The organism is Hyphomonadaceae bacterium BL14, from assembly GCA_027627705.1.
Taxonomy (GTDB): domain Bacteria; phylum Pseudomonadota; class Alphaproteobacteria; order Caulobacterales; family Maricaulaceae; genus Oceanicaulis.
The window spans coordinates 307,567-328,855 of record CP091242.1 but is presented as its reverse complement, the minus strand read 5'-3'; the positions used below and the strand labels follow the sequence as shown (position 1 = coordinate 328,855).

Genomic DNA, 21,289 nt, shown 5'->3' with positions numbered 1-21,289 from the left:
CGCCCGGATCTGGTTTGGCACCAGGTCCGGGCGCTGCTCTTATACGCAGCCGAAAGACTGGATGAAGCCATGAACACTTTGCCCGAAGGCGTCGCCATTCACGGCGCGATGCACCCCGGATTCGACACGATCCTCACGCCGGAGGCGCTTTCCCTGCTGGCGGACGTGCACCGGCGCTTTGATGCCGAACGCCAGCGCCTGCTGGCAGAGCGCCACGCGCGCCAGGCCCGTCTGGACGCCGGCGAGGAGCAGCTGGATTTTCCTGCCGAGACCGCCGCGATCCGCGCTGGCGACTGGACGGTCCCGCCCGCCCCGGCCGATCTTCAGGACCGGCGCGTCGAGATCACCGGGCCGGTGGACCGCAAGATGGTGATCAACGCCCTGAATGCGGACGTGAAATGCTTCATGGCCGATTTCGAGGACGCCTCCACGCCCAGCTGGACCAATATGATGGAGGGCCAGATCAATCTGCGCGACGCCGTCCATCGCACCATCGCCTTTACCGATGAGGCCAGCGGCAAATCCTACGCCCTGAAAGAGGACCCGGCCGTTCTGATCGTGCGCGCACGCGGCCTGCATCTCGATGAAGCCCATGTGAGCGTCGACGGCGCGCCGGTGGCGGGAGCGTTTTTCGATTTCGTTCTGTACCTGACCCATAACCACGCCGAGCTTGCCCGGCGTGGCACAGGCCCGTATTTCTATCTGCCCAAGCTGGAAACCCGGTTCGAGGCGCGCCTGTGGGCGCTGGTCATCCGTCATTGCGAAACCGCGCTGGGCATCACGCCTGGCACGGTACGCGTCACGGTTCTGATCGAGACCATCACGGCCGTGTTCGAGATGGACGAAATTCTGTGGGAACTGCGCCAGTCCATCACCGGGCTCAATGCCGGGCGCTGGGACTATATCTTCAGCTATATCAAACGCCAGAAATCCGATTCAGGCCGCATCCTGCCCGATCGCGGACAGGTGACCATGGCCGCGCCCTTCATGGCGTCCTATGCCAAGCGTCTGATCGCGGTGTGTCACCGGCGCGGTGCCCACGCCATGGGCGGGATGAGCGCTTTCATTCCGGTCAAGGGTGACGATGCCGCCAACACCGCCGCCATGGAGCGGGTCAAGGCCGACAAGACCCGCGAAGCGGGGCTGGGTCATGACGGCGCCTGGGTAGCCCACCCGGCGCTGGCACCGGTGGCGAAAGCGGCCTTCGATGCTGTAATGAATGGACCCAATCAGCTGACCAGACAGGGTGAGCTCATTGAGGATCGCGAAGCCTTGCTGACACCCGTGGATGGCACGATCACCGAGGCGGGCCTTGCGGGCAACGCCGATGTGGCGATCCGCTATATCGCCTCCTGGCTTCAGGGCCGCGGTGCCGCGCCGATCCACAACCTCATGGAGGACGCTGCCACCGCCGAGATCAGCCGGGCCCAGCTCTGGCAATGGCGCGTTCACGGCGCGAAAACCGATGACGGCCAGGTAATTGACGCGGCCCGCGTCAGCGCCGCCATCACCGGTGCCGGCCAGGCCATTCGCGCTGAACTGGGCGAGAATGCCTGGACCGCGGGCCGCTTCGGAGAAGCCCAGACGATCCTGCAGGATCTGGCGCTTGCTGACACGTTTGAGGAATTTCTCACCCTGCCGGCCTACGAAAAGGTCAGAGAGGCCTGACCACCCTCGCGTCTGCCGTTCGGACAGCGGCACGCCACGACACAAAAAAGGCCGGGCCCGTTACGGGACCCGGCCTTTTTCAATGGCTGTACCCGGGCCTTGCGGCCCGGGTCAGTACGCCGTGCTTACCACTCGGTGCGCAAGGTGACGCCCCAGGTGCGCGGGGCGGCCAGGAACCCGCCGAACGTGCCGGTCTGGGCGAACTGGTCGAACGCGACCTGGACATAGGTCTCGTCGGTCAGATTGCGGCCCCAGAGCTCCACATTCCAGCGCCCGTCCATCGAGCCAAGGCCAAGGCGGCCATTGAGCGTCATGAACGCGTCCTGCTCCTTGCCCGGCGCGAGGTCGGATCCGGTGTTGTATTCGGACACCCAACGCGCATCGAGCGCGGCCAGGAAGAGCAACGTGTCGCTCACCGGCTGCTGGTAGATCGCCTGACCCGTGATGAAGTGCTCCGGCGAGAGCGAGATCTGCTGGCCCGGCAGGCGGGCAAGCGCCGCCGGCAGGACGCCCAGATTGTCGCCGTAAGTCGCATTCACGTATGCGTAACCGCCGGTGATATCGAGGCCGTCGATCGGGGTCGCCCAGTTGAAGTCAAACTCGGCACCATAGGACTCCACCTCGGGGATGTTCTGAACAACAAAGGCCAGACCGGTGAAGGTGTTAAGCTGGAAGTCGGTGACTTCCTGGTAGAAGAGGTTGCCGTTCAGCTGCAGCACATTGTCGAACAGCTGCGACTTGAAGCCGATTTCCCAGGCGTCAATCAGCTCCGGGCGGAATGAGCTGTCGGAATTGGTGAACGAACCGCCGGCAACCGGACCATTGAACTCGCGGTCGAGGTTGAAACCGCCTGCCTTGAAGCCGCGCGAGAAGCCCGCGTAGAGCATCATGTCATCATTCACGTCGAAGGTGGCGCGAATGGTGCCCGAGACTTCCTCGTCGGTGCGTTCACGGTCATAGCCATTGGCATCCAGACCGGTCCGCGCATAGGGCAGGCAGACCAGCGGAACCAGGCCCGCCAGCGGGGTGCCCGCTGCGCCGGCGATCGGATCGGGGCCGAACACTGTTTCAAGGAAGGCGCAACCCGGGGTCGGATTGGTGGAGAAGCTGGCCACCACATCCTTGGTCTCACGCGTGTAACGCAGACCGCCCGTGATCGCGAACTGGTCGGTGAGCTGATAGGTGTTGTGGGTGAACAGCGCCCAGCTGCGGCCGGTCTGATTGTAGACATCCTGGTTGACGCCCGAACCCGCCGGCAATGCCTGGCCCGGCGCGAAGAGCGGCGCACCGGCCACTGCATTCAGCGTTTGGGAGATGAACAACGGATTGGTCCCGCCGGAGGCGGCCAGGCCCAGATAAATCTCCCAATCCGAGCCGAAGCGGATGGCATCGTTCAGGTCGAGCTCTTCGTGAGAGTAGATCCCGCCGATCAGCCAGTCGAGATTGCCCGAAACGCCGGTCAGGCGCACTTCCTGATCGAAGCGCGTCAGATCGGTCGAGTTGCCGTCAGCCCGGTACGCGATATCGGCTGACGAGAAATCGATGTCCTGGGTGCGCTGGTTCTCCCAGTTGCGCCAGGAGGTGATGGTGGTCAGCGTGCCAACCGGCAGTTCGAAGTCAAACTCCGCCGAGACACCATAATCCGTCACATCCTGCTGGTATTCGCGGTTAGCGAAGGCGCGGCGCGCGTCCGGGTCAGACGGGTTCAACACCTGTCCGCCCACGGCACCGACCAGCGCGGCCGGTCCGGGCGCTGTCTGCCATTGCACCGCCGAGCAGCAGAATTCGTCCCGCTCGGTGTAGTCGGCGATGAAGCGCCCTTCCACCTGATCGTTAGGCACCCACAGCGCCTGAGCGCGGAATGTGTAGTAGCTGCTGGTTTCAGACTCGACCTGGCGCGTGCCGCCCGGCTGACGCAGCGTCATATCGGTAAAGCCGTCGCGCTCGCCAATGGCACCAAACAGGCGCACCGCCAGCGTGTCCCCGCCGATCGGGCCGGTCAGGTGACCGGAGACCCGGCGATAGTCGAAATTGCCAACCTCGCCCTGCAGCGACCCGCCATACTCAAACTCGGGCGAGGCGGTCACGACATTGAGCACGCCTGCAGACGTGTTCTTGCCGAACAGCGTGCCCTGGGGCCCGCGCAGCACTTCAATGCGCTCGATCTCGCCCAAATCGGAGAAGCCAACCCCGTTGCGCGCCCGGAATACGCCGTCAATGTAGACGCCGACCGAGCTCTCGAGGCCGTAATTATCGCCCACCGTGCCGATGCCGCGAATACGCGCCGTCGTAATGGTTTCAGACTGGGTCGACGTGACCATGAGGCCCGGCGCGATGGAAATCAGGTCCTTGATGTCCTGTACGCCCGCGGCACGCAGTTCCGCAGCCCCATAGGCACCAAGCGAAATCGGCACGTCCTGGGCCGACTGCTCACGCTGCTGAGCCGTCACGGTGACGACGTCGATGGTGCGGCGTTCGCCGGCAACAGGCTCATCGGACGCCTGGGCATAAGCGGTGCCGGTCAAGGCAAGCGACGAGACCGCTGCGTACAGCGCGGTGCGGGTGAAACGGGTGGTCATGCTGTGGTGTCCTCCTCGGTGATATCGCCGCTTGATTGTTGTTTGCGGCCGATCAGAGCATTGCTGCAGTGCAGCATGCCCGTATACTCTCAGAATGTCTGATTTGCGGACAGAATAGAACCGCCGCTCGCAGTTGCCAGAGCGCTTTCAACACACGCCTGTCCAGAATCAGGGGCGGCTTTTGTAAAACTGTTGCAAGGGTGCCACGGCGCGCGCCATCGCGGTCCCGGCCCGAACGCGAAAGGCCCGGCCTCCTCAGCGGGAGACCGGGCCTTTGCGTCCTCCCTGACCGGTCTTGGCCGGTGTCAGGTCATACGTGGGTTGTATCAGCGCCGCACGCGCAATTCCAGACCGATGACACGGCCTCTGTTGAGTGGCGAAAAGGTGCCGCCCAGCGGAACGGGGCCAAGCATGGCAGGCAATTGGGTGTCGCCGCCGAACGTCACCTCGTCGGTGAGGTTCTTTCCGTACAGCGACAGCGTCGCCCTTCCCTCATGGAAACCAAGCCCCACCGAAGCGTCCAGTATCTGCGCGGAGTCGAAGAAACCCAGATTATTGTCTGTATAGGCGTTCGCGTCGCGGAAGTTATAGCTGACCGAGGCCGTCAGACTGGTTCCGCTCCAGGCCGCCAGCGGCGTGTCGAAAATCGCCCCGACGCCCCAGGTCCACGGTGCCAGCCGCGGAATATCCAGCGCCAGATCGGCAGCGTTGATCGCCCCGTCACCGTTCAGGTCGAACAGGACCGACTTATACTCCCCATCCACATAACCGATCTGGCCATGGAGCATGAAGCTGTCAGACAGGAAGGCGCGCGCTTCCACCTCAAAACCCCGGATGCGGGCGTCCGCCGTATTCTGGATCAGCTGGACCACGCCGGTGGCTGCACTGGGCAGGTTCACTTCTCGCTGCATGTCTTCGATTTCGTTCCAGAACGCCGCAGCGTTCAGGCGGAACGCCCCGTCGGCGAAATCAGCCTTGAACCCGACTTCGTAGCTGTCCACCTGCTCCTCATCAAAAGGCCCCGGCGGGGTGGTCGGGTCCGTATTGCGCAGATTGTATCCGCCCGACCGGAACCCGCGGGTCCAGGACGCATAGACCTGACGGTCGTCTTCAAGCTGGTATTGGAGGCCGATCCGCGGCGCAAAGGAGCTCCAGGAATCGCTGTCAACGAACACACCCGGCCCGCCAGCCGGCACGGTGCATCCGGTGCCAAAGACACAGGGCGCGCCCGGCAGCAGCGCCTGAATGCGGGCATCCTTGGTTTCATGGGAATAACGCCCGCCGACACTCACCGTCAGCCGGTCACTGGCACGCGCATCGGCCTGTGCGAAGGCCCCCCAGGTGCTGTGGTCGATAAAGCCGCCACCAATGGGGACCAGCGCTCCGCCCAGCAGGCGGCGGCGCTCGACATAGTTGATGGTCTGGTCAAAATAGAACAGGCCCGCCGTCACATCGACACTGTTGAACGTGCCGGCATAGCGCAGCTCGTTCGACCACTGGTCCTGCAAGTTCGATGCATCGGCATGGAACAGGAAGCCGGGCGTGGCATCAATATCGCTGGTGGACAGGCCTTCGACATCCCGCCATCCATAGATATTGGTTATCGTGCCGTCGCCAAAGCCAACCCGCCAGTTCGCCTCCACCGTGACACTCTTGGTGATGGTCTCAGAACTGCCCGGCTCGTTGATGGAGAAGCGGAAGCTGTCGCGCGGGAACAATCCCCCCACGCCCGACCCGTTCAAGTGGTTCTGCCCGGACGGGCCATCGCCGCTGATATCCGAATACTGACCGCGCACGATCAATTCGAAATCGTCATTCGGGCGCCAGGCGGCCGCGGGGCGAACGATGAAGGTTTCCGACGCGCCATGGTCGGACCCGTCGAATTCATTGGTGAACCAGCCTTCGTCGTCACTGTAGTAAAGCGCCAGCTTGGCTGACAGGGTCGGCCCCAGCGGTCCGTTCGCCACCCCTGACACCGTGTAGCGCAGCCCTGTCTCCACTCCGGCGCTCAGATTGAGGCTCGGGTCCTGGCTCGGGGTGGTCGTGCGGATAAGCACCGCACCCCCCGTGACGTTGCGTCCGAACAGAATGCCTTGTGGTCCGCGCAGGACTTCGATCCCTTCCAGATCGAAATTGTCGAAGACCAGCCCGGCATTGATGCCCTGATAGACCCCGTCGATGAACACGCCCACAGTGGGGTCAACGCTGGGAATGGAGCTGTTGATGCCGATGCCGCGGATTGTGAAGTTCGCGATACCCGGTGCCGTGCCGATGTCTTCCAGCTGCACGTTCGGCATCAGATAGCTCAGCGATGCCAGGTCCTGGAACTGGAGCGCCTCAAGCTGTGCGCCGGAATAGGCGGTGACCGCCACCGGCGCGTCCTGGACATCCACCCCACCGGGCCGTTTGGTGCCGGTGATGGTGACGACATCGCGCAGCACTTGCTGCGCGCTCTGGGCTTGACCGCCGGTTTCCTGAGATGCAGAGGCGGCTGCGGCACCAAGGCAAAGCGTAGAGGCCGCACCGAGCAGGATCGCCGCCCGTGAAAGACGTGAATGCATTGGTCTGTTCTCCCCTATGGCAGCCGAAGCATCCCCGCCCGGCCCTTGTCGCAGCACACCGGCCGCTTGGCGGCATTCTGGCTGCGGGATAACAAAAATCAAACCTTTGCTGGGCCGGGCGCTTTAAAAGATCGGCTTTTATTAGCCGAACAAGTCGCTTTTTATGAAACTGTTGCAGACTCAACACGCAAAAAATATGCTGCACATGCTTCTTGATTTACTGAAACTTGCTGCGCGTGCGAAGGGGCCGCCAGCGCCAGCACGCTTACCAAGTAACAATACATCCGCGCGATGCTGCACCGTCTGGAACATGGGAGCCGGTCATGCAGGACGCCGTTATGCGGCTGCTCAAAAGCCATCTGGCCAGCGTCGACCATGTCGACCTGGGCCGCTACCAGTTCGTCAATCTTGATCCGATCCGCGATGCGGCGGGTGCCTTGTGGCCGCAGCTGCGCGAGCGGGCCTTCCTTGCCTCGCGCACCATTATCGAGCGGCGCGTTGCAGAAGAAGACCTGATCATCCCGTGCGCCACCGGATTTCTGGTCGTTTTCAGGGCGTTGAGCGGTGACCCGGCCTTGCGCCTCACCGAGACAATTCGCGGCGAAATGGAAGCCTTCTTCATGGGTGATGAGGAATTCAGCACTCTGAAAGTTGAAGGCAAGAGCGAGCGCCTGACCCTGTCGGAGTTTGAAGCGGCTCTGGCGCGCTCGCAGCCAGAGGCCGCGCCCCGGGCCCCTGGCCCGAGGCGCGGCACGCCGGAGGCGGGTCCTGCAGACGGGCTGCGAATCGACGCCCTTGATTACCTGCCCGCATGGGATGCCCGCAATGAAGCCGTGGGCGGCTTCTTCATGCGCGCCCGGCGCCTGGCGACGGATGGACGCGGGTGGCTGATCAATGGCGCAATTGTACACGGCGCACGCAAGGCTGAAGCGCGCCTGGCCCTGGATCTGCTGGTGCTGGACCGGGCCGCCGACGCTCTGGAAACCCTGATCAAGGCCGGATCACGCTGCGCCCTCATTGTACCGGCCGGGTATGACAGCTTGTCCCAGCCACGATGCCGGTCGGCCTATATTACCCGCCTGACGGCACTCGGCCCCATGCTCAAGGCCATGATCTGGGTGCGGCTGGAGGGCACACCGCTGGATGCGCCGCGCGCCGCGCTGGCCGAAACCGGGCGAATGATCGCCCAGCATGCCGGGCGTCTCTTCGTGCATGCGCCTGCCGATACCATGACCCTTGATCCATTCTCGGAGCTACGCCCGGCCCTGATCGGCGCGGATTTTCCCACTGGCTCGGACGCCGCCATCCGTACCGATCTGGACCGCTTCATGGCGCTGGTGCGCCGGGCGGGTGCAGGGGCTTATCTGGACAATCTGGAGAGCTGGGAGGCGGTGCGGCTTGGCGTGCGCTCGCCCGCCCGCCTGCTGGCCGGTCCATCCATCGGCGTCTTGCCCGCGCCACGTGCCCCCTATCGCGTGACCCGCGCCGGATTGCTGGCCAGCGCCGCCTGAACCCGGCCAGCGCGCACTCCTTGCCTTAGCCGCACATGCCGCCCTACCCTGCAGCCCACTGCCGAGGGAGGGGTTACGTTCATGAAACTGCTTGCGTTCACTGCAGGGGCCGTCCTGGCCGTCTCGTCCGCCGCGTCTGCCCAGGGCACGACGAACCCGCTGCAGTTCGCCGATGTGTTCAGCCTGGAAATGGCTGCGGACGTGCAGATCAGCCCCGACGGGCGCACCATCGCCTATCAGCGCCGCTCCAATGACATCATGACGGACCGCGCGCGCGGGTCGATCTGGGTGGTCAATTTCGACGGGACCGGGCACCGCCCCCTGGTCACCGGTTCCGGCGATTACGCCAGCCCCGTCTGGACCCCGGATTCCAGCCGTCTGGTCTATCTCTCCAACGAAGATGGACAGACCGAACTGCGCATGGCCTGGACCAGTGATGCGCGCAGCGCGCGCCTGGCCCGCCTGCCCCGCGGCGCCTCGCAGATCAGCATCTCGCCCGACGGCACCCTGATCGCCTTCACCATGTTTGTGCCGGGACAAGGCGTACAGGTGGATATCGGTTTGCCCGAGCGGCCCCAGGGCGCTGAATGGGCAGCCGCGCCGCGCGTGGACGAGACCATCGCCTATCAGGCCGACGGCATCGGTGATCTGCCGCCGGGCGCGGCGCAGATTCATGTCATGGCGTCCGATGGCGGTGCGCCGCGCCAGCTCACGCGCATCGCAAGCGGGTCGATCAGCGGGCTGACCTGGACAGCCGACAGCGCCGAAATCCTCTTCAGCCATGGTGGCCGCGCACAGGACGGGTTCGATTTTCGCGAATCCGACATCTGGGCGGTGCGCGCCGCGGACGGCGAGACGCGCCAGATCACCGACCTGCCCGGCGCTGAACGCGCGCCGCGCCTGAGCCCGGACGGGCGCACACTGGCCTTCCTGCGCACGGACCGCGAGACCTTCTCCCATCAGGACAACCGGCTCTACACCATGCCCCTGTCGGGCGGCGAACCAAGCCGCCTGCTGTCCGATCTCGACCGGGGCATCGCCCAGGCCGAGTGGGACGGGACCGGGCGCGGCCTGTGGGTGCGCTTTGACGATGTGGGCCATACGGTGCTGGGCTATGCCGGGCTCAGTGGCGGGCTGGACCGGATCACGGACCGCATCGGGGGGCTGACCATCGGACGGCCCTACACATCGGGCATGTTCTCGGTCTCCACCAATGGCCGCTGGGCCGCCCCGCTGGCCAGCGCGCAGGACCTCGCCAATGTGGGCGCGGGCCAGCGCCGGGGCGCGGCACGCACTCTCACCGACCTCAATGCCGGGGTTCTGGGCGCGCGCGATCTGGCGCGCGTGGAGCGTTTCATCTGGGAGAGCTCGGCCGACGGGCGCGAGATAGAGGGCTGGATCGCCTATCCGCCGGGCTTCGACGCTGACCGCCAATGGCCGATGATCCTGGAAATTCATGGCGGCCCACACACGGCTTACGGCCCGCAATTCTCCGGTCAGGTCCAATTGATGGCCGCCGCAGGTTATGTGGTGTTCTACACCAATCCGCGCGGCTCAACCTCCTACGGCCAGGACTTCGCCAATCTCATCGACAAGGACTATCCCGGTCGCGATGTGGATGATCTGGAATCGGGCGTCGACGCCCTGATCGCGCGCGGTTTCATTGATGAAGACCGGCTCTATGTCACTGGCGGATCCGGCGGCGGTGTGCTCACCGCATGGCTGATCGGGACGAACGAGCGCTGGCGCGCGGCAGCCGTGGGCAAGCCGGTGATCAACTGGACCAGCTTTGCGCTGGCCTCCGATATCGGTCCGGTGATCCATCGCTACTGGTTCGGCGTGACGCCCTGGGACGAGCCTGAGGAATACTGGCGCCGCTCGCCGCTGTCGCTGGTTGGCAATGTGAGCGCCCCCACCATGGTGTTTGTCGGCGCCGAGGACCGGCGCACGCCCGTGGCCGAGGCCGAGCAGTATTACAACGCCCTGCAGATCCGCGGGATCGAGAGCCGGCTGGTGCGCATCCCGGACACTTTCCACGGCATCGCCGATTCCCGCCCTTCGCGCTTGTTGTACAAGACCGGCCACATCATCGCCTGGTTCAACCAGCATGGCGGGCAGGAGGCAGACGGAGACTGAACTGCCATAAACCGGCGCAAAACACTAGATTGACCAACACCTCCCCAGAGGCGAGTATCGCCCTCTGTCCGGCGGTCAGTCCGCCAGAATGCGGAGGGCACCGTGAAGCAATTTTTCAACCCGTGGCTATTCACGCCCGGCGTCTTCGCTGGCGTAATCGCCGCAATTTTTATTGATAACCCGATCGCTAGCCAGGCCCTGATCGCAATCACGGCGACTTACTATGTGGCGTTTTTTGCCTATTCTGTGGAACTGTTCGGTCTCAAGGGCTTCAAATTCCCATCCCGAATTCTCTTTTCCGCGTTTGCCGCCTATCAAATACTGGTCTTTTCAAATCAAATCCCCCATATTGAGGGCTGGACCGCCCCGTCTTCTCTGGATGCATTGATCTGGGTCTGGGTTCTGAGCCTGGTAGGGCTGACCGGCCTAAGCGCAATCTCGCTTCATGATGGTTTGGCCAGGGAAGATGTCAGGATCAGCATGCCGGAAGTGATATTCTTCTGTGTCTTTCTGTTCAGCGGGATCTTCTATTTCTGGTTCCGTCTCATCAGCCGCCACCAGCCAGCGCGTGCTTCAAGAGAGACTGTCCCGGCCGCCTAAAACCCCTCAAACCGGGTGAACTCATCCACCTCGGCGCGGCGCGATCGCAGCCGGTTCACCACCGCGTCCGGGTCGGCATGGCCGATGGCCAAGCCGCAATAGATTTGCAGCGGCACCTCCACGCCCAGCGCCTTCCCCACCGTGCGGCAATGGGGCGTCCAGGCTTCCTGCATGCAGGTGGCGAGGCCCCGCGCCTGCGCCGCCAGGCACACGCACATCATGAACATCCCCAGATGCGCCCACTGGTTCGGGTTCATGCGCGCGTCGATGGCGAAGAACAGCGCCTGGGGCGCGCCGAAAAAGCGGTAATTCTCCATCAGATGGGCAAAGCGCGCGCCCTTGTCCTCGCGCGGCACGCCCAGCAGAGCATACATGTCCTCGCCCACCTGGAAGCGGCGCGAGCGAAAGGGCTCCCACAGGCTCTCAGGGTACACCGGGAAATCGGCCTCATTGGCGAAGGGATCGGTTTTGAGCTTCTCCTGCACCGCGTCCATGACGCGCTGGCGCGCCTCGCCGGCCACTGCAATCACATGCCAGGGCTGAAGATTGCCGCCCGACGCCGCCCAGCGCGCCTCCTCCAGGATCGCCTCGATCTCGGCTTTCGAAACCGGCGTGTCGAGAAACGCGCGCGTGGAAATGCGCGCTTTGAGCGCCTCGGAAACGGTCATGGGATGCCCCTTGGAAATCAGACAGCGAAGCTGACGCCGCAGCCGCAGGCGGCCACCGCGTTGGGATTGCGGATCTGGAAGCTGGCGCCGATCAGCTCGTCGACATAGTCGATCTCGGATTTGTCCAGAAACTCCACGCTCATGGGATCGACCAGCACTACCGCGCCATCGCGCTCGATGCGCAGATCATCCCCGGCCGCCTCGTTCTCCAGATCATACTTGTAGGAAAAGCCCGAACAGCCCCCGCCCACCACCGACACCCGCAGGAAGGCGGCGTTCTGGCTCTGGGTGATCGCCTTGATCTGGCGGGCCGCCGAGGCCGATAGCGTGATCTGAGGTTCGCTCATGGCAGTGTCCGTCCGTACTCTGGTTTCCGTTTGCCGGCGCAGCACAGTATATGGACCGCTACAGCCCGCCATGGAAGACCCTGCTCCCGATGACACACGCCCGCGCCCCCTATGCCTGTGATCCGGCCCGCAGCCGGGGGCGCGCGTTCGCGCAGCCTGAAAGCGCCATGCGCACCGCGTTTCAGCGCGACCGCGACCGCATCATCCATTCCAGCGCGTTCCGGCGCCTGAAAGAGAAGACCCAGGTTTTCGTCGCCCATGAAGGCGACGCCTACCGCACCCGCCTCACCCACTCACTGGAAGTCGCCCAGATCGCCCGCACCCTGGCGCGCGCGCTGTACGTTGACGAAGACCTCGCCGAGGCCGCCGCGCTCGCCCATGATCTGGGCCATCCGCCGTTCGGGCATTCCGGCGAGGATGCGCTGCAGGACGCCATGTCCGACTTTGGCGGGTTCGACCACAACGCCCAGACCCTGCGGGTGATCACCAAGCTGGAACATCGCTATCCGCAGTTCGAAGGCCTCAATCTCTCGTGGGAGACGCTGGAAGGCGTGGTCAAGCACAACGGCCCCCTGCTGGCCCCGGGCGCCGGGCCAGAAGGGCTGGCCTGGGGGTTCACCGCCTATGAAGGCTGGCGCGCGCTGGAGCTGCATACCCATGCCGGGGTAGAGGCGCAGATCGCGGCGCTGTCAGACGACATCGCCTACAATAATCATGACATCGACGACGGGCTGCGGTCCGGGATACTGACCCTCGATCAGCTCCTCGATTTGCCGCTGGTGGGCGATGTGTTCCGCGGCGTGCGCGCGCGCTATCCCGGCATTGGAGAAGACATTCTCATTCACGAAGCCGTGCGCGAGCTGATCGGGCTGATGGTCGCCGACGTCCTGACCGAAACCCGCCTTCGGCTTCAGCAGTGCGCCGCCGACAGCCCGGATGCCGTGCGCGCGCTGAATGAACCGGTGGTGGCTTTCTCCGAAAGCATGACCGAGAAACTCGCCGCCGTGCGCCGCTTCCTCTATGCGAACCTGTACTTGCACTACAAGGTCAAGCGCATGAAAGAAAAAGGCAAACGTGTGGTGCGCGACCTGTTCGCAGCCTTCCTGAGCGATCCAGGGCTCCTGCCCACCACTTGGCAGAAATCCTGTGATGGCGCGGGCGGTCAGGCCACGGCGCGGGCGGTGTGCGACTATATCGCCGGCATGACCGACCGCTACGCCGTAGACGAGCATCGCAAGCTGTTCAGCGTCGACGGCTGGCGCTGAGCCTTTCCTGCGCGGAAGCACGGCTTTTCGCACCGTGCGCGTTGTTGCCGCGCGGCGGTCCCTTATCTCATCGGGTACAGACGGACACGCCGTCCTCCGCCCCAAGTCAGTGAGGTATCCTCATGCGCCTGTTCACCGCCCGCCTCGCCATGGCTCTGGCCGCGTCTCTCGCCTTTGCAGCATCCGCCTCCGCCGAGGACTGGGCACTGGACCGCGAGGCGAGCTCGGTGCGCGCCACGATCACCGTGTTCAACTCACCGGCTGAAGCCCGCTTCACCGATTTTGACGCCGAGATCACGCTCGATCCGGACAACCTCGCCGCCGCGCGCATCGACGCAGTGGTGCGCACCGGCAGCGCGACCATGACGACGCGTGATTATCAGCAGGCCATGCTGTCCAGCGAAGGCCTTGCACCCAGCGCTCACCCTGAGGCGCGCTTCGTTTCCGACGATGTGCGCGCGGTGGATGGCGGCTATGAGGCCCATGGCGTCCTGACCATCCGCGACATGGAAGAGCCGGTGGTGCTTGCGTTCACGCTGGAGATTGACGGGACCCGGGCCGTCGCGGCGGGTCAGTTCGAGGTGTCCCGCTCGGCGTTCGGGATCAGCGGGTCCAGCTGGGGTGCCGGCAATGTAGGCGAAACCGTCACCGTGGCCCTGCACATCGAGGCTGACGCGCGCTGATCACACCCGGCGCGCGCCGCCATCCCTCCTGGATGGCCTGACCGCTTCGCCCCCTGCCCGGCGCAATCGGCAGGGAGAGGCTATCACTGCGCGCAGCTGACATGCTAAGTCTGCGCTCCCGCAGCGCAACACCTCTTCGCAAGTGCAAAATAAACGAACGATCATCACGCGCTTTGCGCCCTCGCCCACGGGTTATCTGCATATCGGCGGAGCCCGCACGGCGCTGTTCAGTGCCCTCTTCGCCCGCCGCCATGGCGGACAGTTCAAGCTGCGTATCGAAGACACGGACCGGGCCCGCTCCACAGACGACGCCGTCGCCGCAATCCTCGACGGCATGCGCTGGCTGGGCCTCGACTGGGACGGTGAACCGGTATCCCAGTTTGCGCGCGCAGAGCGCCACCGTGAAGTGGTCGATGCGCTGATCGCCCGCGGAGCTGCCTTTCGCTGCTGGTGCACCCCGGACGAGGTCGAAACCCTGCGCCAGGCCGCGTTCGACGAAGGCCGCGCCCTGCGGTCGCCCTGGCGCGACCGGGACCCGTCCGACGGCCCTGACGCACCCTATGTCGTGCGCTTCAAGGCACCCGAACGCGATGTCGCCATCCAGGACGGCGTCCAGGGCGAAGTGCGCTGGGCGGCCAAGGAATTTGATGATCTGGTGCTGCTGCGCTCCGATGGCGCGCCGACCTATAATCTGGCCGTCGTGGTCGATGACCACGATATGGGCATCACCCATGTGATCCGCGGCGATGACCACCTGGTCAATGGTGGGCGCCAGACCCAGATCTATGATGCGCTGGGCTGGACCGTCCCGCACTTCGCCCACATCCCGCTGATCCACGGACCGGACGGCAAGAAGCTGTCCAAGCGCCATGGCGCGCTGGGCGTGGAGGCCTATCGCGACATGGGCTATCTGCCCGAGGGGCTGCGCAATTATCTGCTGCGCCTGGGCTGGTCGCATGGCGACAAAGAGCTGTTCACCGATGCCGAGATGATCGCCGCCTTTGATCTGGCGGGCCTGAACAAAGCGCCTGCCCGGCTCGACTTTGACAAGATGGCCAGCGTCAACGCCTTCCATATGAAGCGCGCGGAGTCCGGTCGCCTGACCGATCTACTGTGGGCGCGGCTGGAGACGAAACCCGGCTTGCGCCTCGACGACACGGGCCGTGCCTGGGTGCGCGCCAGCATGGACGCGCTGAAAGAGCGCGCCGCCACCCTCGCCGAACTGGAAGAACAGGTCTATTTTATGCTGCAGTTGCGTCCTGTGGCGCTGGCGGGCAAAACCGCCAAGGCTCTGGACGAAGACGCGCTGGCGCGTCTGGGCCGCCTGCGTTTGACGCTCGCCAGTCACAATGACTGGAGCGAGGCGGCGCTGGGCGATGCCTTGAAAGCATTCGCCGAAGCCGAAGGGGTCGGTTTCGGCAAGATCGGGCAGCCGCTGCGGGCGGCGATGACAGGGGGCGCGCCCGCGCCCGATATGAGTTTCGTGCTGGCCATCCTTGGACGCGACGAAGTCCTGGCCCGGCTCGATGATGTGATTTGACCGGCGCGCCGGCCAAGGGCGCCCCTCAGCGCCCGGCCGGCCGCCAGAAGCGAGGGTGATGAGATGAAAAACAAGGTTGAGAACAAGGGCGCAGCCCAGCTGACGATTAACGGCAAAACCTATGACCTGCCGGTATTGGCCGGCTCGGTGGGTCCGGACGTGATCGACATCCGCACCCTCTACCGCGATGCCGGTGTGTTCACCTACGATCCCGGCTTCACCTCCACCGCCAGCTGTGAAAGCCAGATCACCTATATCGACGGTGACGAGGGCGTGCTGCTCTATCGCGGCTATCCCATCGACCAGCTGGCCGACAATGCCAGCTTCATCGAAACCGCCTATCTCCTGCTGCATGGCGATCTGCCCACGAAGGACGAGCTGCACAGCTTCGACTGGACGATCCGCCGGCACACCATGCTGCACGACCAGTTCGACCAGTTTTTCCGCGGTTTCCGCCGCGACGCCCACCCGATGGCGATCATGGTCGGCACGGTTGGCGCGCTCAGCGCCTTCTATCACGACTCCACCGACATCAATGATCTGCAGGCGCGCACCATCTCGGCCCATCGCATGATTGCAAAAATGCCGACCATCGCCGCGCGCGCCTACAAATACTCCATCGGCCAGCCGTTCATCACGCCGCGCAACGAGCTCGATTATGCGGGCAATTTCCTGCGCATGTGCTTTGCTGTCCCGGCCGAGGATTACGAGGTGTCCCCCACCCTCGCGCGCGCCATGGACAAGATTTTCATCCTGCACGCCGATCACGAGCAGAACGCCTCCACCTCCACGGTGCGTCTGGCCGGCTCTTCGGGTGCCAATCCCTTTGCCTGCATTGCGTCGGGGATCGCCTCGCTGTGGGGTCCGGCCCATGGCGGTGCCAATGAAGCCGCGCTCACCATGCTCGAAGAGATCGGCTCGGTTGACCGCATTCCCGAATATGTCCGCAAGGCCAAGGACAAGAATGATCCTTTCCGCCTGATGGGCTTCGGTCACCGCGTCTACAAGAATTACGACCCGCGCGCCAAGGTGATGCGCGACACCTGCCACGCCGTGCTGGACGAGCTGGGCGTGCGCGACGAACCGCTGCTGGCCGTGGCCATGGAGCTGGAGCGCATTGCGCTGGAGGACGAGTATTTCGTCGAGAAGAAGCTCTACCCCAATATCGACTTCTATTCGGGTATCACCCTGCGGGCGATGGGCTTCCCCACCGACATGTTCACCGTGCTGTTCGCCGTGGCGCGCACCGTGGGCTGGATCGCCCAGTGGAGCGAGATGATCGAGGACCCCAGCCAGAAGATCGGCCGCCCGCGCCAGGTCTTCACCGGCTCGCCCGAGCGCGCATACGTGAAGCTGGACAAGCGGTAGAAACCGAATGTGGCGCGCCTGAAGGTTCGCGTGCGCGGACCCTCAGGCGCGCACGCCGTCCGCTTTGGCCTGAACCAGATCCAGAATGGTCCGCGCCGCCACCGTCGCCGGGTCGCCGCCCTCGCCGGCCATGACCTCCGTCACCTCGCGCAGGCGCTCTGACAGGGCGTCGCGCCCGCGCGCATCTTCCAGCATGGCGTAGGCGGCCTCGGCCAGACGGTCGCCGGTGCAGTCCATCTGGACGTATTCCGGGATCAGCATCTCGTCAGCGGCGATGTTCACCAGCGAAATATATTTCGCCTTCATCAGGATATAGCGAGCCAGCGCCCAGTTCATCCAGCCCAGGCGATAGGCGGCGATAGTCGGCACGCCCAGCCGCGCCAGCTCCAGAGTCACCGTACCCGAACACGCCAGCGCCGCATCGGCGGCATGAAAGGCGTCGAGGCGCTCGGGCGCATCGACAATCACCAGATTTGAGAACGCCGGCTCAGCGGCAATCATCTCGCGCGCCTGCACGGCGATGGACGGTGCCAGCGCAGTCACCAGCCGGGTCTGGGGCCTGGCCTCGCGCAGGCGGCCTGCCGCCGTCGCGAAGGGCTCAAAAAGACGCTCCAGCTCGCCCCGGCGGCTGCCCAGCAGCATTAGCAGGACGTCCTCATCCGCTCTGATGCCATGACGTTTTCGGAATGCACGCCCGTCACCGGACAGATCACGGGCCAGCGCCGGATTGCCCACGAACGTCGTTTTCAGCCCGTGGGGCTCGAAATACTCAGCATCAAACGGGTGTATCGCCAGCAGATGATCCACATGACGCGCCAGCACTTTCGCCCGGCCCCGGCGCGCGGCAAAGACCTGCGGGCCGACATATTTGATGCGCTTGATGTCCGGCGCGCGGGCCTCCAGCTTCCAGGCCAGGCGCAGCATGAAGCCCCAGGAATCGATCAGCACCGCGGCGTCGGCGCCGAATTCAGCCGCGGCCTGCGCCGCCTGCTCGGCCCGCTCATGGACCAGCCTGACGATTCGCACCCCGTCCAGCAGGCCGAACACCGACAAGTCCGATATATCAAATGGCGAGACGATGCCCCGGCGCGCCATCTCCGGCCCGCCCATGCCGGCGATCTCGACATTGGGGTCGGCCCGGCGCAAGGCGTCGATGAGCTCAGCCGCCAGCATGTCGCCCGAGGCTTCAGCGGCCGCGATATAGATGCGCGCCGGCCTAGCCATCGCCCGCCGCCTCTTCACCCGCCGCCTGATCACCGGCGATCCAGACGAACAGGCCGGCAGCCTCCGCGGCGCGGCTGACCGCCTCACCGCCCAGGATCAGCGCACCGCCCGCCGGCACAGCAATGCCCGCCAGCCCGGCGCGCGCGGCACCCTCCACCGTCGACACGCCGATCACCGGCAGATCAATGCGCCGTTCCTGGCCGGGCTTGGGCCGTTTGGCCAGGACGCCGCGCCGCTGATCCGATGTGCCGCGAAGGGTCTCAGGCAGGCCCGCGACCCGATCGAGCATGGCATCGGTGCCCTCCTGCGCCTCCACGGCGAGCACAAGACCGTCGCAAACCACCGCGCCCTGCCCCACATCCTCAGCCCCGATCACGCCGGCGATATGAAGCGCGCGCATCGCATCGCGCCGCTGGGCGGCGTCAGGACGCACAGCCCCCAGGAAACCTTCGCGCGCCGTCAGGTCGCTGGCGATTTCGTCGGCGCCCACCACGGCCAGGCCTTCAGCTTCAAACACGCCGATCACCGTGCGCAGCAGCGCATCATCGCCGCGCGCCGCCGCCGCAATCATTCTGGGCAGAACCGACAGGCCCTTGAAATCGGGTTTGATCTGGGAAAAGTCCGGCCGCCTGACGATCCCGGCGAAGCACACAGCGTCACACCGGGCCTGCGCCAGGTCCTTCATCACCCCGCCCAGCTCGCCCAGCCCGCGTGTGTGCGCACCGTCAAACCGGTCCGGATCGGCAAAGCCTTTCAGCGCCACCACGATGCCCAGCCGGCCTTCGGCCCGGGCCGCCTCGGCGACATGAACGGGCAGGTCGCCACCCCCTGCGATCAGGCCCAGACGCGTCCAGGCGCCCGCCATGTCAGCGCGGTTCCGGGCTGCACAGCGGACGCGCGGCCGGAGCCCTGATGAATTCAATGATGTCCATCACCTCGCGCGAGCCCGCGAACAGGCGCGCCGCGTCCTCGATGCGTTCGTTGAACGCGCCCTCTTCGGCATACAGCAGCCGGTACGCCGCGCGCAGATTATGGATGGTCTCGCGCGAGAAACCGCGGCGCTTCAGGCCCACAAGATTCAGCCCGGCCAGCCAGCCATGATTATCCGCCATGCCATAGGGGATGACATCGCCCGTTACCGCCGCGCCCCCGCCGACAAAGGCGTATTTGCCGATCCGGCATTTCTGGTGGAGGGCCGACAACCCGCCCATGATGACAAAATCGCCCAGCGTGGATTCACCGCCGAGCGTCGCGTTATTGGCGAACACCACATTGTCCCCGACAATGCAGTCATGGGCCACATGGGCCCCCACCATGAAATAGCCGCCGGACCCAACACGCGTGATTCCACGGGCCGTGGGCGTACCCAGATGCATCGTCACTTGTTCGCGCAGCGTATTGCGGTCACCGATCTCGAGCCGGACCTCGCCGCCCGTGTATTTGAAGTCCTGTGGCGGCTCGCCCAGCGCCACGAAAGGATGCAGCACGCAGTCCTCTCCCAGCCTGGTCCAGCCCTGCACCGATATATGGGAATGCAGGCGCGTGCGCGCGCCGATCTCCACATTCGGTCCGATGACGCAATAGGCGCCGATCTCCACATCCGCACCGATCTTGGCGGACGGGTCGATCAGGGCGGTAGGGTGAATTTGCGCCATGAATGTCAGGCCTCCCTCGGGGCGGATGTCGCCGCGAACTCGGCCTCGGCGCATTTCACGCCGTTCACGCGGGCCTCACCCTTGAACTTGAAGACGCCGCGCCGGCTGGCGGTCACTTCCACCGGCATCTCAAGAAGATCACCCGGCCGCACCGGCTTGCGGAAGCGGGCATGATCCACACCCATGAAATAGATCACCGTATTGGCGATATCGGCATCCAGCGTCTTGGACATCAATATCGCGCCGGTCTGGGCCATGGCCTCGATGATCAGCACGCCGGGCATCACGGGATTGCCCGGGAAGTGCCCGGGAAAATACGGATCAGCCGCCGAAACGCATTTGATCCCCAGAATTGACTCACCCGGAACATAGCGCTCGGCCCGGTCCACCAGCAAAAACGGGTGACGGTGCGGCAGACGGCGCAAAATCTCGTCCGGCGTGATCATGTCTTGCGCGCTCATGGTGCGCCCTCTCCCGATCCAGCCTTCTTGGCCTTGCGCCCGCTCTGGCGGCGCAGCCATGCGGTTTCACGCATAAAGCTCTTGAGCGGTTGGGCCGGCGATCCGGCCCAGGTCTCGCCCGCAGGCACATCGCGCATCACGGCCGCGTCCGCCGCCAGACGCGCGCCGGCACCGATCGTGAGATGATCTGCGATGCCCACGCGGCCGCCGAACTGCGCGCCCGGCCCGATATCCACGCTGCCTGACACACCGGCAAACGCGGCCATGACCGCATGGTGGCCGACCGTGACGTTGTGGCCGATATGGCAAAGATTATCGATCCGGCAGCCCTTGCCCAGCACGGTATCGCGCAGCATGCCCCGGTCGATGGTGGAATTGGCACCGATGGTCACTTCATCCTCGATGATGACGCGGCCCAGGTGTGGCAGCGTCACGATCGAGCCGGCTTCGTACGCCAGGCCAAATCCGGCCTCGCCCACAACAGCGCCCGCAGAGATTTCACAGCGCTGACCAATGAGCGCGCATTGCACGGCGGCGCGTGCGCCAATGCGGGTATGGGCACCAATCACCACGCCCGGCCCGATCACCACACCGGGCCCGATCTCGGCATGAGCGCCAATACTGGCATCAGGACCGATGATCACACCCGGCGCAATTCGGGCGGCCGGATCAATCTGTGCCGACGCGGCGATCAGGTCCGTTCCGTCATGGCGCCGCTGGATCACAAGGAGCGCTGCGGCCCGGGCAAATGCCGCACGCGGGGCTTCATGGACCAGCACTGCAGCCGCGTCTGTTCCACCCGCCGCCGCCTCTGGCGCGATCACCACGACCCCTGGCACCGAAATGGGCTGGGCGATTGCACGGGTGAGAAACACCAGCGCGCCTGCAACCGCCGCCGCAGGCTCGGCGACATCGCTCACCAAAGCAGCAGCGTCTCCGGCGCACCGTGCGCCGATGTTCGCTGCCAGATCGCCCGCGGTCAGCGGGCCGAGCCGCTCAAAGAAGCGCGGATCGGCCCCCACG

18 protein-coding genes are annotated in these 21,289 nt (G+C 64.9%); 9 read left to right on the top strand and 9 right to left on the bottom strand.

Annotation, left to right across the window (positions count from 1 at the left end; genetic code table 11):
- Window positions 1-69: 69 nt before the first annotated feature.
- Window positions 70-1,668 carry a malate synthase A gene (aceB, locus tag L2D00_01495; protein WBQ13373.1) on the top strand — a complete coding sequence of 533 codons (1,599 nt, stop codon included), beginning with the start codon at window positions 70-72 and terminating at the stop codon, window positions 1,666-1,668.
- Between the two features lie 125 nt (window positions 1,669-1,793).
- Here aceB and L2D00_01490 read toward each other — a convergent pair whose 3' ends face one another.
- Window positions 1,794-4,247 (bottom strand): TonB-dependent receptor, encoded by a 2,454-nt coding sequence (locus tag L2D00_01490; GenBank protein WBQ13372.1) that lies wholly within the window; start codon window positions 4,245-4,247, stop codon window positions 1,794-1,796.
- A 326-nt stretch (window positions 4,248-4,573) separates the two neighbouring features.
- A complete protein-coding gene (locus L2D00_01485; GenBank protein WBQ13371.1) occupies window positions 4,574-6,808 on the bottom strand; it encodes a TonB-dependent receptor in 2,235 nt (744 codons plus the stop codon).
- Between L2D00_01485 and L2D00_01480 the strand changes: the two genes are divergently transcribed.
- From L2D00_01480 to L2D00_01465, 4 genes are all read left to right on the top strand, one after another.
- Window positions 6,803-7,024, top strand: a complete 222-nt coding sequence (locus tag L2D00_01480) for a hypothetical protein (protein ID WBQ13370.1) — start codon at window positions 6,803-6,805, stop codon at window positions 7,022-7,024. The two genes, L2D00_01485 and L2D00_01480, sit on opposite strands and share 6 nt — an antisense overlap.
- A 107-nt stretch (window positions 7,025-7,131) precedes the next feature.
- Window positions 7,132-8,319 carry a hypothetical protein gene (locus L2D00_01475; GenBank protein WBQ13369.1) on the top strand — a complete coding sequence of 396 codons (1,188 nt, stop codon included), beginning with the start codon at window positions 7,132-7,134 and terminating at the stop codon, window positions 8,317-8,319.
- 81 nt (window positions 8,320-8,400) lie between these two features.
- The gene (locus L2D00_01470; GenBank protein ID WBQ13368.1) at window positions 8,401-10,455 is read left to right on the top strand and encodes a S9 family peptidase; all 2,055 of its coding nucleotides are present in this window, start codon (window positions 8,401-8,403) and stop codon (window positions 10,453-10,455) included.
- A gap of 102 nt (window positions 10,456-10,557) precedes the next feature.
- On the top strand, window positions 10,558-11,055 hold the full coding sequence (locus tag L2D00_01465) for a hypothetical protein (protein WBQ13367.1): 498 nt from the start codon (window positions 10,558-10,560) through the stop codon (window positions 11,053-11,055).
- On the opposite strand, the gene L2D00_01460 is transcribed toward L2D00_01465, so the two are convergent.
- Window positions 11,052-11,723, bottom strand: coding sequence for a nitroreductase (locus L2D00_01460; GenBank protein ID WBQ13366.1), 672 nt, complete (start codon window positions 11,721-11,723; stop codon window positions 11,052-11,054). The two genes, L2D00_01465 and L2D00_01460, sit on opposite strands and share 4 nt — an antisense overlap.
- A 17-nt stretch (window positions 11,724-11,740) precedes the next feature.
- Window positions 11,741-12,070, bottom strand: coding sequence for an iron-sulfur cluster assembly accessory protein (locus tag L2D00_01455; GenBank protein WBQ13365.1), 330 nt, complete (start codon window positions 12,068-12,070; stop codon window positions 11,741-11,743).
- An 89-nt stretch (window positions 12,071-12,159) separates the two neighbouring features.
- On the opposite strand from L2D00_01455, the gene L2D00_01450 reads away from it, so the two are divergent.
- The 4 genes from L2D00_01450 (at window position 12,160) to gltA (ending at window position 16,926) form a co-directional block, all read left to right on the top strand.
- A complete protein-coding gene (locus tag L2D00_01450) occupies window positions 12,160-13,335 on the top strand; it encodes a deoxyguanosinetriphosphate triphosphohydrolase (protein ID WBQ13364.1) in 1,176 nt (391 codons plus the stop codon).
- 122 nt (window positions 13,336-13,457) lie between these two features.
- Window positions 13,458-14,018 carry a YceI family protein gene (locus L2D00_01445; protein ID WBQ13363.1) on the top strand — a complete coding sequence of 187 codons (561 nt, stop codon included), beginning with the start codon at window positions 13,458-13,460 and terminating at the stop codon, window positions 14,016-14,018.
- Window positions 14,019-14,160: 142 nt separating this feature from the next.
- A complete protein-coding gene (gene gltX / locus L2D00_01440; protein ID WBQ13362.1) occupies window positions 14,161-15,558 on the top strand; it encodes a glutamate--tRNA ligase in 1,398 nt (465 codons plus the stop codon).
- A 63-nt stretch (window positions 15,559-15,621) separates the two neighbouring features.
- Complete coding sequence (gltA, locus tag L2D00_01435; GenBank protein ID WBQ13361.1) at window positions 15,622-16,926, top strand: citrate synthase; 1,305 nt, start codon at window positions 15,622-15,624, stop codon at window positions 16,924-16,926.
- Window positions 16,927-16,968: 42 nt separating this feature from the next.
- On the opposite strand, the gene lpxB is transcribed toward gltA, so the two are convergent.
- From lpxB to lpxD, 5 genes are read right to left on the bottom strand one after another with little or no spacing between them, the layout of a single operon-like run.
- Complete coding sequence (gene lpxB / locus L2D00_01430) at window positions 16,969-18,150, bottom strand: lipid-A-disaccharide synthase (GenBank protein ID WBQ13360.1); 1,182 nt, start codon at window positions 18,148-18,150, stop codon at window positions 16,969-16,971.
- Window positions 18,143-19,015, bottom strand: a complete 873-nt coding sequence (gene lpxI, locus L2D00_01425; GenBank protein ID WBQ13359.1) for a UDP-2,3-diacylglucosamine diphosphatase LpxI — start codon at window positions 19,013-19,015, stop codon at window positions 18,143-18,145. Before lpxI ends, lpxB begins: the two co-directional genes overlap by 8 nt.
- A gap of 1 nt (window position 19,016) precedes the next feature.
- Window positions 19,017-19,805, bottom strand: a complete 789-nt coding sequence (gene lpxA, locus L2D00_01420) for an acyl-ACP--UDP-N-acetylglucosamine O-acyltransferase (GenBank protein WBQ13358.1) — start codon at window positions 19,803-19,805, stop codon at window positions 19,017-19,019.
- Window positions 19,806-19,810: 5 nt separating this feature from the next.
- A complete protein-coding gene (gene fabZ, locus L2D00_01415) occupies window positions 19,811-20,266 on the bottom strand; it encodes a 3-hydroxyacyl-ACP dehydratase FabZ (GenBank protein ID WBQ13357.1) in 456 nt (151 codons plus the stop codon).
- A complete protein-coding gene (gene lpxD, locus L2D00_01410) occupies window positions 20,263-21,288 on the bottom strand; it encodes a UDP-3-O-(3-hydroxymyristoyl)glucosamine N-acyltransferase (GenBank protein ID WBQ13356.1) in 1,026 nt (341 codons plus the stop codon). The genes fabZ and lpxD overlap by 4 nt, the downstream gene beginning before the upstream one ends.
- Window position 21,289 lies beyond the last annotated feature (1 nt).

Bases quoted from the DNA above. Each gene is read 5' to 3' on its own strand.
- lpxI (WBQ13359.1), bottom strand. From the start codon at position 19,015: ATGGCGGGCGCCTGGACGCGTCTGGGCCTGATCGCAGGGGGTGGCGAC.
- L2D00_01460 (WBQ13366.1), bottom strand. From the start codon at position 11,723: ATGACCGTTTCCGAGGCGCTCAAAGCGCGCATTTCCACGCGCGCGTTT.
- aceB (WBQ13373.1), top strand. From the start codon at position 70: ATGAACACTTTGCCCGAAGGCGTCGCCATTCACGGCGCGATGCACCCC.
- L2D00_01480 (WBQ13370.1), top strand. From the start codon at position 6,803: ATGCATTGGTCTGTTCTCCCCTATGGCAGCCGAAGCATCCCCGCCCGG.
- gltA (WBQ13361.1), top strand. From the start codon at position 15,622: ATGAAAAACAAGGTTGAGAACAAGGGCGCAGCCCAGCTGACGATTAAC.
- fabZ (WBQ13357.1), bottom strand. From the start codon at position 20,266: ATGAGCGCGCAAGACATGATCACGCCGGACGAGATTTTGCGCCGTCTG.
- L2D00_01490 (WBQ13372.1), bottom strand. From the start codon at position 4,247: ATGACCACCCGTTTCACCCGCACCGCGCTGTACGCAGCGGTCTCGTCG.
- lpxB (WBQ13360.1), bottom strand. From the start codon at position 18,150: ATGGCTAGGCCGGCGCGCATCTATATCGCGGCCGCTGAAGCCTCGGGC.
- L2D00_01485 (WBQ13371.1), bottom strand. From the start codon at position 6,808: ATGCATTCACGTCTTTCACGGGCGGCGATCCTGCTCGGTGCGGCCTCT.
- L2D00_01475 (WBQ13369.1), top strand. From the start codon at position 7,132: ATGCAGGACGCCGTTATGCGGCTGCTCAAAAGCCATCTGGCCAGCGTC.
- L2D00_01470 (WBQ13368.1), top strand. From the start codon at position 8,401: ATGAAACTGCTTGCGTTCACTGCAGGGGCCGTCCTGGCCGTCTCGTCC.
- L2D00_01455 (WBQ13365.1), bottom strand. From the start codon at position 12,070: ATGAGCGAACCTCAGATCACGCTATCGGCCTCGGCGGCCCGCCAGATC.
- L2D00_01445 (WBQ13363.1), top strand. From the start codon at position 13,458: ATGCGCCTGTTCACCGCCCGCCTCGCCATGGCTCTGGCCGCGTCTCTC.
- lpxA (WBQ13358.1), bottom strand. From the start codon at position 19,805: ATGGCGCAAATTCACCCTACCGCCCTGATCGACCCGTCCGCCAAGATC.
- L2D00_01450 (WBQ13364.1), top strand. From the start codon at position 12,160: ATGACACACGCCCGCGCCCCCTATGCCTGTGATCCGGCCCGCAGCCGG.